The following is a 13,494-nucleotide window of genomic DNA, read 5'->3' on the forward strand; positions in this document are numbered from 1 at the left end:
TTCTGAGGGGGGCGCTCACAGACCAGTCCGGCGCGCTGCTCTGCCTCACCCGCGCCACCTGGGGATGGTGGGCGCCGGTCCTCTATGATCAGCGTCGAGTACTTGCCGTGTCACCGACAACTCAGGAGCAGACCATGCCCGCATCCCCCGCTGAAAGTGCCCGGAGCACGGAACCGCCCCTGCGGTCCCGCCCCGCCCGTCCCGCGCTGGAGGGCATGTCCGAAGCCCGGCGCCCCACCGGCCCGATCCTGGCGATCGTGGTCACGCTGCTCATCATGCTTCTCGGCCAGCTTCCCGTGGCGCCCCTCGCCACCATGCTGCCCACGGATTCGTTCGGTGGGCAGCTGTTGCTGACCTCGTCCTTCCTGATCCCCATGCTGCTGTTCTTCGCCTGGGTGAAGTTCAAGGAGAAGCGTCCCGTCTCCTCCCTCGGCTTCCGGGGTGGGCTGGGCCGCGGCGTCGTGCTCGGGGCGGCCCTGGGCCTTGTCATGACCACCGTCACCGTACTGGTCAACGTGGCCATGGGAACCGCGACCCTCGGCACCCCCACGTGGGGCATGCTGCTGCCGGCACTGGTGCTGCTCATCGGCTTCGCCATCCAGGCCTCCACCGAGGAGATCGCGGATCGCGGCTACCTCATGCAGGCCGTGGCACCCCGCTGGGGCCTGGTGGCGGCCATCGTCGTCCAGACCGTGGTGTTCGCCGTGCTGCACGGCGCCAACGGCGGTCTCACCTGGGTGGCCTGGGCCAACCTCTGCGGCGTCTCCGTGTTCCTGGGCCTCTGGGTGTGGGTCTCCGGCAGCCTGTGGGGTGCCTGCGCTTTCCACACCGTCTGGAACTGGAGCCAGGGCAACCTGTGGGGGGCTCCCGTCTCCCACACCCGCGTGGGCACCGCCGTGGGCCACTACACCCCGGACGAGGCCAGCTCCGCCCTGCTCACCGGCGGGCCCTTCGGCCTGGAGGGCTCCGTCATTCCCCTGGTCATGTTCATCATCGGCTCGGTCGTCCTGGTGGTCGTGGGACGGCGCCGCCACTCGCCGACCGGCCGACCGCGCGTCTGAGGTCCTCGGTGACGGTCCCGCCGCCCGCTCCCCCGGGAGCGGGCGGCGCCTGTAAGGTCGAGGGGTGCTCAGGCGCCGGGGCGTCGCGCCGCTGTGGCCGATCCCTCCGTCGAACCGCACGACGACCGCTTCGGAAGGCCGCACTGTGAAGAAACGACTCGTTGCCGAATGGGAGCCCGCGCTCGGGGCCTTCGTCACCTGGCCCGCGGCGCTGCCCGGGGCCCTGCTGCGGGACCTCGCGCTGGACGAGCACCTGTGGGTCCTCGTGACGGACTCCGCCTCGGAGACCGACGCCGCCGCGTGGTTCGCGTCCCAGGGTGTGGCCCCGGACCGGGTCACGTTCGTGCGCGCCCCGCAGGGCGACGACGCCGTGTGGGTGCGCGACTGGGGCCCGCACCCCGTGATGGACGAGCACGGGCAGCTGTGGTGCGTGGGCCCGCGGTACGTGTACGCCACACCGTTCACCGCCCACGAGCCGGGGGCGCCGTTGGAGACCGCGGACCGTGCGCCTCTCGCGGCCCTGGAGTACGAACCGCTCGACCAGCGCGCCCAGCCCGCCCTCGCGAGGGCCCTGGGGCTGCCGTTCGAGCGGCTCCCGCACGCCTTCACCGGGGGCAACGTGCTCTCGGACGGGCACGACATGCTCCTCAGCACCGAGGTGCTCGCCGCGGAGAACGCGTTCGACGGCGCCACGTGGGACGAGGTGCGCCAGGACGCCTCCGCGGCCACGGGCATGAGCGAGCACGTGGTGCTGCCCGACTACGAGAACTGGGGCATCCAGCACGCGGACTGCCTGCTCAAGGTTCTGGACGAGGAGCGGCTTTTGGTGCTGCGCCCGCCCGCGGACCACCCGCTGCGGGAGCGCTACGACGCGATCGTGACCGAGCACCTGGAACCCCTGCTCACCCGGTACGGGCGTCCCTTCGAGATCCTGCGCATGGACACCGGCATCAGCCCCCACGGCGGGTTGGCGCCCTACGTGAACTCCGTGATCCTCAACAAGATCGTCTACGTGCCGTCCTACGGCATCCCCGAGGACGAGACCGCCCTCGAGCAGTGGCGTGCCGCCATGCCCGGGTACGAGGTCCGCGGGTACACGTTCTCCGTCGACAAGGAGCCCCACGCGGTGCGCAACCCGCGCAACCCGGGCCCCACCGGCTGGCGGGACGGGGACGTGCTGCACTGCCGGGTCCGCGGGGTGTTCGACCCGAGGATGGTGCACGTCTCCGTGCGCCGCCCCGGGCCCGAGAACCCCTCCCTGGTGCGCGTGCGCGCTGAGGGCTGCGGCGGCACCCGGGTGAAGGCGGTGATGCTGCTGAGCCGGGAGCCCCACGCCGCTCGGACCGGGGGCACGCAGACCACCCGCACCCCCATGCCGGAGACCGCACTCAACGGCGAGCACACGGCCCACCTGCCGTTCACGCCGGACGCCGAGGCGCTCGACTACGCCGTGGAGGTCCGCACCGAGGACGGCCGGGTGCAGCGCTGGCCGCGCCCGTCGGACGCGTGGCTGCGGGCGACGTCGCGTGGTTGAGGCCTCGCAGACAGCCTCCCGCGCGGGCGGGTGCGTGGCCCGACGCACCCGGTGCGGGGGCCGCGGAACCCGGCCCTGCGGCGTCGTCCCCGCGGTGGCGGGGCGGGGCGGGGTCGTGGCCGCGGCGCCGATAGACTGACCGACCGTGGCCAAGCTCTACTTCCGCTACGGCGCGATGAACTCCGGGAAATCCACGGCGCTGCTCCAGGCCGCCTACAACTACGAGGAGCGCGGGCAGCGCGTGCTGCTGGCCAAGCCCCAGGTGGACACCAAGGGCGAGGACCAGATCCTCTCCCGGCTGGGTGTCACCCGCACGGTGGACTTCCTGATTCCGCCGGGTGAGAGCGCCATGGGCCTGTTCAAGCGTCATGCCCTGGGTGATGACCCCGATGCCCTGCTCGAGCACGTGGCGGCCCAGCCCGTGGCGTGCCTGCTGGTGGACGAGGCGCAGTTCCTGGAAGCCGAGCAGGTGGACGACCTGCTGCGCATCGCCGTGCTCCTGGAGGTTCCGGTGATGGCGTACGGCATCCGCACGGACTTCCGCACCCGCTCGTTCCCGGGCTCCGAGCGCCTCATGGAGCTCGCCCACTCGCTCGAGGAGCTCAAGACCATCTGCCGCTGCGGCCGCAAGGCCCTGTTCAACACGCGGCGCGTGGGCGAGGACTTCGTCTTCGAGGGGGACCAAGTGGCCATCGACGGCGTGGCCGTGACCTACGAGTCGCTGTGCGCGGCGTGCTACCTGCGCGAGTCCGGCGGCCGGCTGGGCTGAGACCCGCGCTGACGACGCCGCTGCGCCGGGTCCGCGGGCACGGCACCTCCCCGCGGGGCGGGTGTGCGGTCTCGCCCTGGCCCCGCCACGGGGCCGCTCCCGGAACCCGGCACCGTGGCGGCCGCGGGGGCCCGCGCGGGGTGACCGGGCGTCGTCGTCCCCGCTGTCCTGGCCTGCCGCCCCGTAAGCTGGAGCCATGAGCACCGACTTCACCCCCGTGGACCTGGACACCGCCCGCGAGCACCTGCGCGACCTCATCAAGGACCTCGCCGTGGTGCGGGGCAGGGTCACGCTGGCCAGCGGCATCGAGGCGGACTACTACGTGGACCTGCGGCGGGTGACCCTGCACCACGAGGCCTCCCGGTACGTGGGCCAGGTGATGCTGGGCCTGCTGGACGAGGCGGGCATCGCGTTCGACGCCGCCGGCGGCCTCACCATGGGCGCGGACCCCGTGGGCAACGCCATCATGCGCACCGCCGGGGACCAGGACCGGGCGATCGACACGTTCGTGGTGCGCAAGGCCCAGAAGTCCTACGGCATGGGCCGCCAGGTGGAGGGCCCCAGCGTGGTGGGCCGCAACGTGGTGGTCGTGGAGGACACCTCCACCACGGGCGGTTCCGCGCTCACCGCGGTGGAGGCGCTGCAGAAGGCGGGCGCGAACGTCGTGGCCGTGGCCGTGATCGTGGACCGCCGCACCGGCGCCAAGGAGCGCATCGAGGAGACCGCGGGCGTCCCGTGCCTGTACGCCTACTCCAAGGACGAGCTGGGGCTTGACTGACCCGGACCGCTCGCACGTGTCCGGCCCACGGTCGGCCGAGGGCGACGCCGCTGCGGCCCACCGGGCGCCGGGCGAGCCCCTGGGCCCCGGACCCGCGCCTGCGGACCGCGTGGTCGGGGTCGGCCCGTGGCAGGGTGACTGGCCCACCGGGGAGCACTGGGACCCCGAGCTGCTGCGCGAGGGCGACCGCCGCAACGTGGCGGACCGGTACCGCTACTGGCGCATGGACGCGATCATCGCGGACCTGGACTCCCGGCGGCACGCGTTCCACGTGGCGGTGGAGAACTGGGAGCACGACTTCAACATCGGCTCCGTGGTGCGCACCGCGAACGCGTTCCTGGCGCGGGAGGTGCACATCATCGGGCGGCGCCGCTGGAACCGCCGCGGGGCCATGGTCACGGACCGCTACCAGCACGTGCGCCACCACGCGAGCGTCGCCGAGTTCATGGACTGGGCCCGCGGGGAGGGGCTGGCGGTGCTCGCGATCGACAACGTCCCCGGCTCGCAGCTGATCGAGACGTTCGACCTCCCCGAGCACTGCGTGCTGGTGTTCGGCCAGGAGGGCCCGGGGGTCTCGGAGGAGCTGGTGGCGCGGGCGGATGCCGTTCTGGCCATCGAGCAGTTCGGCTCCACCCGCTCCATCAACGCGGGCGCGGCCGCCGCGGTGACCATGCACGCCTGGATCCGGCGGCACGTCTTCGGCCAGCGGGTGGCGGAGGACTGAGCAGCCCGCCGCGGCACGGCACATCACCGCTGGGTGGGGCGCGGCACGAGACGGCGCGGGGGGGGGGCATGGCGCGGCAGGGTGCAGCACGGCGCTGGATGGCGCGGGCCCACCGCGCTGACGCGAACCCCGGGCCCGGGGCTCTCATCATCGACCGTCAGCGCTCCGGAACGGTGCGGGGTGTCCGCACCGGTGCCGCACCCGGTCCCGCGACCGCGTCAGCCGCCCGTCGCAGCGCCTCCAGCACCGCCTGGGCCGCGCGGTGGTTCCGCGCACTCTCCCGCCACGCCGCCGTGACCGTGCGGCACGGCGGGGGATCGCCCAGGGGCAGGGTCACGATCCCCTCGGGGGCGGAGTCCAGCGCCAGCTCCGGGAGCACGGCCACCGCGTGACCGCCCGCCACGAACGCCGCCTGCACCGCGAGGTCCTCGGAGACGCACGTGACGCGCGGTTCGTAGCCGCGGCGTCGGCACTGCTCGCCCAGCCACGCGCGCGGCGGGGTGTGCTCCGGGTCGGCGGCCCACGCGGCGTCGGCCAGCTGGGCGAGGACGTCCCCCTCCTGGTCCAACGACGCCGCGCGCTCCGCCCCCACGGCCAGCCGCAGCGGGTCGCGCAGCAGCGGCACCAGCACCACACCGGGCGCGGGCGGGACGACCGCCCCCGGGTAGCTCTCCGCGAGCACCACGTCCACGCCCGCACCGGGCAGGGCTGCGAGCGCCTCGTCCGTCTCCCCGAGCCGGAAGACCACGTCCACCCCGGGGTGCCGGGTGTGCAGATCGCTCAGCGCGGCGGGCACCAGGGTCACGGCGGCGGACTGGAACCCGGCCACGGTCACCGTGCCGCGCGGCTCGGTGCCGGCGGCGAGGACATCGGCCTCCGCGCGCTCCATGTCCGCGAGGATCGTGCGGGCGTGTGCGGCCAGGACCGTGCCCTGGTCCGTGAGCACGAGGCGTCGTCCCGCGCGCGCCACGAGCGGGACCCCCACGTCCTTCTCGAGCTGGTGCAGCTGCTGGGAAACCGCGGACGTGCTGTAGGACAGGGACTCGGCCACGGCGCGCAGCGTGCCACGGCGGCTGAGCTCGGCCAGGATCCTGAGCCGGTCCGCATTCAGCACGGCGGACCTCCTTCGTGGGAAACGGTCCCGGTCAGTGTGTCACGCGGCGGGCAGGGGGTTGGCGCTCAGGCCCTCCGTGCTGATGAGCAGCACGGTGGAGCCGCCGTCCAGCCCCAGCTCCTCCCGGGCACCGGGGGTGGCCAGCAGCTCCCGCACCCCCGCCAACGACGCCGCTCCGCACGGTCCCGAGTCCTGCCCCAGCTCCTGCAGGTCGGCCACGGCGCGGCGGCACTCCTCCTCCGTCACGGAGACGGCCGCGCTCACGCCGTCCCGCAGTGCGGGCCACCCGATGCCGGAGGGGGTCCCGCAGTTGAGTCCGGCCATCACCGTGTGGGCGGAGGTGTCCACGGTGACGGGCTCCCCGGCCTTCAGGGACTGGGCCACGCAGTCCGCGGTGCGCGGCTCCACGGTCAGCAGTGCCGCGCCGCCGCGGGTGGTGCCCCGGTAGTGCTCCACCATGGCGTGGGCGAGTGCTCCGACACCCACCGGGCAGGCCACCAGGTCCGCGCCGTGGGCTCCGAGGGCGGCGAGCTGCTCGTCCGCCTCCGCGAACAGGGCGGTGTAGCCCTCCACGATCCAGCGCGGCACCTCCTCGTAGCCGGGCCAGGAGGTGTCCTGCACCAGCAACTGGTCGGGGCCGGTGGCCGAGGCGGCGGCGGTGGCCACGGCGTCGTCGTACGTGGGCCCGCCGGGCAGCACCGGGGCGCCCTCCGCCTCGATGGCCCGGACGGCGGACTCGCCGACGCCGCGCGGGATGTACACGCGCGCCCGCAGCCCCAGCATCGAGGCCATGCGGGCCACGGCGCGGCCGTGGTTGCCGTCCGTCGCCGTCACGACGGTGAGCTCCGGGGAGCCGGCGGCGTCCAGCGCGGCGCGCAGGGACTCCACGGTGAGGTGCGCGGCGGGGAGGTCGATGCGCCGGGCGACGACGCGGCACACCGCCCAGGACGCCCCGAGGATCTTGAACGCCGGCAGTCCCAGCCGGTCGGACTCGTCCTTCACGACCACGCGGCCCACGCCGAGCTCCCGCGCGAGCCCGGGCAGCTCGCGCAGGGTGGTGGGGGCGTAGCCGGTCATGCTCCGGTGCAGGCCGAGGGCGCAGGCCGTCGTGGCGGATGTACGCCATTGGGCGGCGCGGGGGTTGAGGTACGGGGCGGCGGTCTGTGTCGAGGTCATGCCTCCATGCCCCCGGGGCAGAAAGCACAAGAAAAGCGGGATTTTTGGGACGTCAGTGGCCGTACTTACTTCACCATCAGCACATGCAGACGGTGGCACTGGAACCGGCGGATGGCCCGTGCGTCGCGCCCAGGACGGGCGGATGGTGGCGTGCGGGCGGTGGGGAGAGGCGGCGTCGTGCCACGTCACCGGCGCGGGGGTTGCGGGCAGGCCTGCCCGAGCGGCTATGGCCAGGGGTGGGAAGTTACCGTAGGGTCCTGTGAGTCGCATCACACTACGAAAGGGTCACACGACCATGTCACGATCGACCACACGGCCCCTGCCCCTTCGACGATCGGCGGGTGCGCTGGCGCTCGGCGCCGGGCTGCTGCTCGCAGGACTGCAGCCCGCCCACGCGGAGACCACCCCGGACGGGGGCTTCTCCGAGCTGCCCCGCAGCGAACAGGACCAGGTGCTCAAGGACGAGGGCCTCACGCGCGGGGACGTGACCCGTGAGGACGCCCTGCAGAAGCTGCGCGGCTCCACGGACGCGGACTTCTACAGCACCCCGGCCCAGCTGCCGGCCACCAACGGGGACGTGGTGCGCTCCGAGCCCTCCACCTTCTACGTAGACCCGGTGAAGCTCATCAAGCCGAATGCGTCCGCCACGCGCGTCATGTACAAGACCACGAACAGCAAGAACCAGGCCGTGCCCGCGAGCGGCACCGTGCTGCAGTCCAAGAACGCGTGGCGCAAGTCCAGCCCGCGCCCGCTCGTGGTGCTGTCCCCGGGCACCCAGGGCATGGGTGACTCGTGTGCGCCCTCCCGCCAGCTCGCCATGGGCACCAACTACGAGGGCATCAATGTCTCCGGGCTGGTCAACGCCGGGTACAACGTGGTGGTGCCGGACTACATCGGGTTGGGCACCGAGGGCACCCACACCTACATGAACCGCGTGGACCAGGCCCACGCCGTCCTGGACGCGGTGCGTGCCGCGCAACGCCTCGGGGTGAAGGGCATGGACGCCACCACCCCCGTGGCCGCGGTGGGGTACTCGCAGGGCGGCGGGGCCACGGCGTCGGCAGTGGAGAGTGCCTCCGAGTACGCGCCCGAGCTGCAGCTCAAGAGCGCGTGGGTGGGTGCGCCCCCGGCAGGCCTGGCCGCCACCGGCAAGAAGATCGACTCCACCCTGTTCACGGGCCTGTCCCTCTACGTGATGGGCGCCGCCCAGGACTCCGGGGTGGACGTGCGCGGCAAGCTCAACGCGGACGGCCAGCGGCGCTACGACAAGGCACAGGACAGCTGTGTGATCGGCACCGTCCTGGGGGAGGCCCTGGTGCGCTCCACGAAGCTCACCACGGACGGCCGCTCGTTCTCCCAGCTGCTGGGTGACCCTGAGCTGAAGGCGTACCTGGACGAGCAGACCAACGGCGCGGCGGGCCGCCACCCGCGCGTCCCGGTGCGCATCGCGCACGGCCTGACCGACGACGTCGTGCCCTACCAGGCGGGACGTAACCTCGCCAAGGACTGGTGCGCCTCCGGGAGCAACGTCTCGATGCAGACCCTCGCCACACCCACCCACCTGGGCGGCTACGTGGAGGGCATCCCCTCGATGCTCGCCTACCTGGACGCCCGCTTCAACGGCATCCCTCAGACCAGCTCGTGCTGGCGGCTCTGACCGGAGCTGACGCCGCGGACCGGAGCCACTCGGCCCCGGTCCGCGGCTGGTCCCCGCCCAGGAAATCACTGCGGTTCCCGGTGCCCTCCCGGCCCGTGAGCAGACCCGCGCACTAGACTGGGAAGAGGCCTCAGGCCACGGTCCAACCGTGCATCGGGAACCCAGAAGAAGGAGCACTCCATGCCCATCGCAACCCCTGACGTTTACTCCGAGATGATCGACCGGGCCAAGGAGAAGGGCTTCGCGTACCCGGCCATCAACGTGACCTCCTCGCAGACGCTCAACGCCGCGATCCGCGGTTTCGCCGAGGCCGGCTCGGACGGCATCATCCAGGCGTCCACCGGTGGCGCCGCGTACTGGTCCGGATCCTCCGTGAAGGACATGGTCACCGGTTCGCTCGCCATGGCCGCGTTCGCCCGCGAGGTGGCCAAGAAGTACGACGTCAACATCGCCCTGCACACCGACCACTGCCCGCAGGACAAGCTCGAGGGCTTCGTCCTCCCGCTGCTGGCCGAGTCCGAGAAGGCCGTGGCCCGCGGCGAGGACCCCATCTTCCAGTCCCACATGTGGGACGGCTCCGCGATCGCCCTGGACGAGAACCTGAAGATCGCCCAGGAGCTGCTCGAGCGCACGAACAAGGCGCACATCATCCTGGAGGTGGAGATCGGCGCCGTCGGCGGCGAGGAGGACGGCGTGGTCGGTGAGATCAACGACTCGCTCTACACCACCGTGGCGGACGGCATGAAGACCATCGAGGCGCTCGGTGCCGGTGAGAAGGGCCGCTACATCACCGCCCTGACCTTCGGCAACGTCCACGGCGTCTACAAGCCCGGCAACGTGCGCCTGCGCCCGGAGCTGCTCAAGGAGATCCAGGACGAGGTGGGCAAGCAGATCGGCAAGGACCGCCCGTTCGACCTCGTGTTCCACGGCGGCTCCGGCTCCACCGCCCAGGAGATCGCGGACGCGGTGTCCTACGGCGTGATCAAGATGAACGTGGACACGGACACCCAGTACGCGTTCACCCGCCCCGTGGCCGGCTTCATGCTGAGCAACTACGACGGCGTCCTGAAGATCGACGGCGAGGTCGGCAACAAGAAGAAGTACGACCCCCGCGTGTGGGGTGCCGACGCCGAAGCCGGCATGGCCGCCCGCGTGGTGGAGGCCTGCCAGAACCTCGGCTCGGCGGGCACCTCCATCAAGTAGGTCCCGCTCCGCGCCACACCCGGTGCCCCGCACGACGTCGTGCGGGGCACCGCTGTGCTGTGGAGCGGCGTCGTCCGCCGTGCGTACAGTGGCAGCGAACCCCGCACGACCGTGGAAAGGAACCACCGTGGCACTGCTCGGCAAGAACCTGCTGGACGAACCCGCTCCCACCCACCTGGAGGAGAACCAGGAGCTCACCGCGCGCTTCGAGGCCGGGGACGAGGCCGAGGACCTCGCCGCCGCGTTCCCCAAGGAGCAGCTGCCGTGGGCGATCCTCGCGGAGGAGGCGCTCGCGGACGGCCGCACCCTGGAGGGCTATGCGTACGCGCGCGTGGGCTACCACCGCGGCCTGGACTCCCTGCGGGCCCACGGCTGGAAGGGCCACGGTGCGGTGCCCTATGCCCACGAGCCCAACCGCGGGTTCCTGCGGGCGCTCGCCGCGCTCGGCCAGGCCGCCGCGCAGATCGGCGAGACGGACGAGGCCGCGCGGATCGAGAAGTTCCTCAACGACTCGGACCCGGAGGCCGCCGCCCAGATCCAGGCCCGCTGAGCCTCAGACCGCACTCCCGGGCGCCCGACCTCACGAGGACGGGCGCCCGGTCATGTTCGCGCGCTCCCTGGCAGCGCCCGGTGCCGCGCGAGACAATGGGGACACCGCACGGGGCTCACCGCCGAGCCCGAGCACATCCCCTCGGGTACGCGCGCCCCATTAAGGAGCACGCACTCATGAGAATCTCCGTACCCCGCGAGATCAAGCCCGAGGAGGCCCGCGTGGGCCTCACGCCCACCATGGTCACCTCCCTCACGGCGCAGGGCCACGAGGTCTTCGTGGAGGAGGGCGCCGGTCTGGGCGCGGGCTTCTCCGACGACGACTACACCGCCGCCGGCGCCCGGCTCACCACCCAGGAGGACGCCTGGGCCCGGGCCGAGCTGCTGGTCAAGGTCAAGGAACCGGTGGGCCCCGAGTACGGCTTCCTCCGCCCGGACCTCACCCTCTTCACCTACCTCCACCTGGCCGCGAGCAGGCCCCTCACGGAGGCCATGCTGGACAGCGGCGTCACCGGCATCGCCTACGAGACCGTCCGCGTGGGCCGCACACTGCCGCTGCTGCGCCCGATGTCCGAGATCGCGGGGCGCCTGGCCATTGCGAACGCCGCGCACCACCTGCAGTTCCACGCGGGCGGGCCCGGCATCCTGCTGGGCCGCGTGCCGGGCGTGGTGCCCGCCACGGTCCTGGTGATCGGCGGCGGCACGGTGGGCGAGCACGTCGCCCGGGCCGCGGTGGGCGCCGGCGCGGACGTCACCATCCTGGAGGCCAACGGCGACCGCCTGCGCCAGCTCGATGCGCTGTTCCCGAACGCCCGCGTGCTCATGAGCGACGCCCACCGGATCGAGGAGGAGCTGCCGCGCGCGGACGTGGTCGTGGGTTCCGTCCTCATCCCCGGCGCCGCCGCACCCAAGCTCGTGCGGCGCGAGCACCTGCCCCTGCTCAAGCCCCACGCCCTCATGGTGGACGTGGCCGTGGACCAGGGTGGCTGCTTCGAGACCACGCAGCCCACCTCCTACCACGACCCCGTGTATTCCGTGGACGGCATCCGTCACTACTGCGTGGCCAACCTCCCGGGCGCGGTCCCCGTCACGGCCACGCAGGCGCTCACGCACGCCACCACGCCGTACGTCATGCGCCTCGCAGGCGGCATCGACGCCGCCCTGGCCGACGACGCCGCTCTCGCCACCGGGCTCTCGACCCGCGCCGGCCGGCTCCACTCGCCGGGTGTGGCCGCGGCCTTCCCGGATCTGCCTGCCGCCGGGTGATGCTCCGCTAGACCCGGGGTGCGACGTCGTCCTCGACGGACGTCGCGCTCCGGGGCGCCGCGGCGTCGTCGTCACCCCGGATGAGCAGCTTGCAGGCCAGCGCGATCAGGCAGACCAGGATGAACGTGGCGATGAACTGGATGCGCACCGCGGAGTCCAGCAGGCCCAGCACCACGATGGCCGCGAGCAGTGCCAGGGCCACGTAGGACAGCCACGGGAAGGCCCACATCTTCAGTGGTGAGGAGACCCCGGCGCGGTCCGCACGCCTGCGGAGAATGATCTGGGAGACCAGCGCGACGCCCCAGACCACCAGGCACGTGGAGCCGAGCAGGTTGAGCATCGCATTCAGCACGGTCTCCGGCCACAGGTAGTTGAGCACCACCGCGACGAAGCCGAACACCACGGACGTGACCACGGCGGCGCGGGGCACACCGCGGTCCGTGGTGGCGCCCAGGAGGCGCGGGGCGGAGCCGCGGCGGGCCAGGGAGAAGAGCATGCGCGAACTGCCGTAGATGTTGGCGTTCAGCGCCGAGAGCAGCGCCAGGATGATCACCACGGTCATCAGGACGTCCGCGCCGGGGATCCCGGCCTCCGCCAGGACTGCCACGAAGGGACTGGAGGAGAGGCCCTCGTTGTTCCACGGCAGCACCAGAACCATCACGGACACGGAGCCCACGTAGAAGATCAGGATGCGCACCAGGATGGTGCGGATGGCATCCGCCACGTTCTTCTGTGGGTCCTCGGTCTCCGCCGCGGCAATGGTGACGAGCTCGGTGCCCCCGAACGCGAAGACCACAACGAGCAGCGCGGAGGCCACCCCCGTGAGTCCGTTGGGCATGAACCCGCCGTGCGCCGTGAGGTTGGACAGCCCCGGGCTGGGGGCGGGCAGCACGTCCACGAGGAAGAGGATGCCCACCAGCAGGAAGCCCACCACGGCGGCCACCTTGAGCAGGGCGAACCAGAACTCGGCCTCGCCCAGGGTGCCCACGCGCACCAGGTTGACCACGGTGAACCCGACCATGAAGACCAGCGCCCACGCCCACTGGGGCAGGCCGGGCCACAGCTCCGTCACGAGTTGGGCGGCGGCGGTGGCCTCCGCGGCCACGACCACCACGATCTGCGCCCACCACAGCCACCCGAGCGCGCGGCCGGCCGTGGGACCCAGCGCCTTGCCCGCGTAGGTGGAGAACGCCCCGGAGGACGGGTCCGCCGCCGCCATCTCGCCCAGGGCCCGCATCACGAGTACCAGCAGCGTGCACGCCACGAGGTACGAGATCAGCACCGCGGGGCCCGCCGTCCTGATCGCGGCCCCCGTGCCCACGAACAGCCCGGTGCCGATCGCGGAGCCGAGTGCCATCATCACCAGGTGACGGGGCTTGAGGTAGTTGCCCTGCTCGGGCTTCGGGGGCACGTGCGGGGTGTGCTCGCGGTTGCCTCCCTGGGTCACACTGGACGACCCGTGGGCGGGGGCGGCGTCCTGGGAGGAATGGGGCGTGGTCATGGGAGAAAAGGTTACCGGCTGCCCGGGGCCCTGGCGGACTCACCCGGGGCAGCCACATCCCGGCTCCGCGTGGGAGCGGGACGCACCCGTGGGCCGTGCCGCGGCGCCGTCGCCGAGCTGTTCCGTCCGGGCGGTGGCTCGTCATCCTCGTCCGGGCACACC

12 protein-coding genes are annotated in these 13,494 nt (G+C 72.5%); 9 read left to right on the forward strand and 3 right to left on the reverse strand.

What is annotated here, in order from left to right:
• The first annotated feature begins 134 nt into the window (after positions 1-134).
• From EAE32_RS02270 to EAE32_RS02290, 5 genes are all read left to right on the forward strand, one after another.
• Positions 135-1,061, forward strand: a complete 927-nt coding sequence (locus EAE32_RS02270; protein ID WP_121864056.1) for a CPBP family intramembrane glutamic endopeptidase — start codon at positions 135-137, stop codon at positions 1,059-1,061.
• Positions 1,062-1,206: 145 nt separating this feature from the next.
• Positions 1,207-2,595 (forward strand): agmatine deiminase family protein, encoded by a 1,389-nt coding sequence (locus EAE32_RS02275; protein WP_121864057.1) that lies wholly within the window; start codon positions 1,207-1,209, stop codon positions 2,593-2,595.
• A gap of 145 nt (positions 2,596-2,740) precedes the next feature.
• Positions 2,741-3,364, forward strand: a complete 624-nt coding sequence (locus EAE32_RS02280) for a thymidine kinase (protein ID WP_121864058.1) — start codon at positions 2,741-2,743, stop codon at positions 3,362-3,364.
• Between the two features lie 196 nt (positions 3,365-3,560).
• Positions 3,561-4,142: an orotate phosphoribosyltransferase gene (gene pyrE / locus EAE32_RS02285; RefSeq protein ID WP_121864059.1), complete on the forward strand. Its 582-nt coding sequence runs from the start codon at positions 3,561-3,563 to the stop codon at positions 4,140-4,142.
• Between the two features lie 79 nt (positions 4,143-4,221).
• Positions 4,222-4,866, forward strand: coding sequence for a TrmH family RNA methyltransferase (locus EAE32_RS02290; RefSeq protein WP_121864757.1), 645 nt, complete (start codon positions 4,222-4,224; stop codon positions 4,864-4,866).
• A 157-nt stretch (positions 4,867-5,023) separates the two neighbouring features.
• Here the strand turns inward: EAE32_RS02290 and EAE32_RS02295 are convergent, their stop codons facing one another.
• Both EAE32_RS02295 and EAE32_RS02300 read right to left on the reverse strand, forming a co-directional pair.
• A complete protein-coding gene (locus EAE32_RS02295) occupies positions 5,024-5,980 on the reverse strand; it encodes a LysR family transcriptional regulator (RefSeq protein WP_121864060.1) in 957 nt (318 codons plus the stop codon).
• A gap of 39 nt (positions 5,981-6,019) precedes the next feature.
• Positions 6,020-7,156 carry a diaminopropionate ammonia-lyase gene (locus EAE32_RS02300; RefSeq protein ID WP_121864061.1) on the reverse strand — a complete coding sequence of 379 codons (1,137 nt, stop codon included), beginning with the start codon at positions 7,154-7,156 and terminating at the stop codon, positions 6,020-6,022.
• Between the two features lie 295 nt (positions 7,157-7,451).
• Between EAE32_RS02300 and EAE32_RS02305 the strand changes: the two genes are divergently transcribed.
• From EAE32_RS02305 to ald, 4 genes are all read left to right on the forward strand, one after another.
• The gene (locus tag EAE32_RS02305) at positions 7,452-8,813 is read left to right on the forward strand and encodes a lipase family protein (protein ID WP_121864062.1); all 1,362 of its coding nucleotides are present in this window, start codon (positions 7,452-7,454) and stop codon (positions 8,811-8,813) included.
• A 180-nt stretch (positions 8,814-8,993) separates the two neighbouring features.
• On the forward strand, positions 8,994-10,016 hold the full coding sequence (gene fbaA / locus EAE32_RS02310) for a class II fructose-bisphosphate aldolase (protein WP_121845892.1): 1,023 nt from the start codon (positions 8,994-8,996) through the stop codon (positions 10,014-10,016).
• Between the two features lie 127 nt (positions 10,017-10,143).
• Positions 10,144-10,566: a DUF3151 domain-containing protein gene (locus EAE32_RS02315; RefSeq protein WP_243635543.1), complete on the forward strand. Its 423-nt coding sequence runs from the start codon at positions 10,144-10,146 to the stop codon at positions 10,564-10,566.
• Between the two features lie 176 nt (positions 10,567-10,742).
• Positions 10,743-11,831 carry an alanine dehydrogenase gene (ald, locus tag EAE32_RS02320; protein ID WP_121864064.1) on the forward strand — a complete coding sequence of 363 codons (1,089 nt, stop codon included), beginning with the start codon at positions 10,743-10,745 and terminating at the stop codon, positions 11,829-11,831.
• Between the two features lie 7 nt (positions 11,832-11,838).
• On the opposite strand, the gene EAE32_RS02325 is transcribed toward ald, so the two are convergent.
• On the reverse strand, positions 11,839-13,332 hold the full coding sequence (locus EAE32_RS02325) for an amino acid permease (RefSeq protein WP_121845887.1): 1,494 nt from the start codon (positions 13,330-13,332) through the stop codon (positions 11,839-11,841).
• Between the last annotated feature and the right edge of the window lie 162 nt (positions 13,333-13,494).

It is taken from the genome of Kocuria tytonicola (genome assembly GCF_003687175.1).
Lineage (GTDB): Bacteria > Actinomycetota > Actinomycetes > Actinomycetales > Micrococcaceae > Kocuria > Kocuria tytonicola.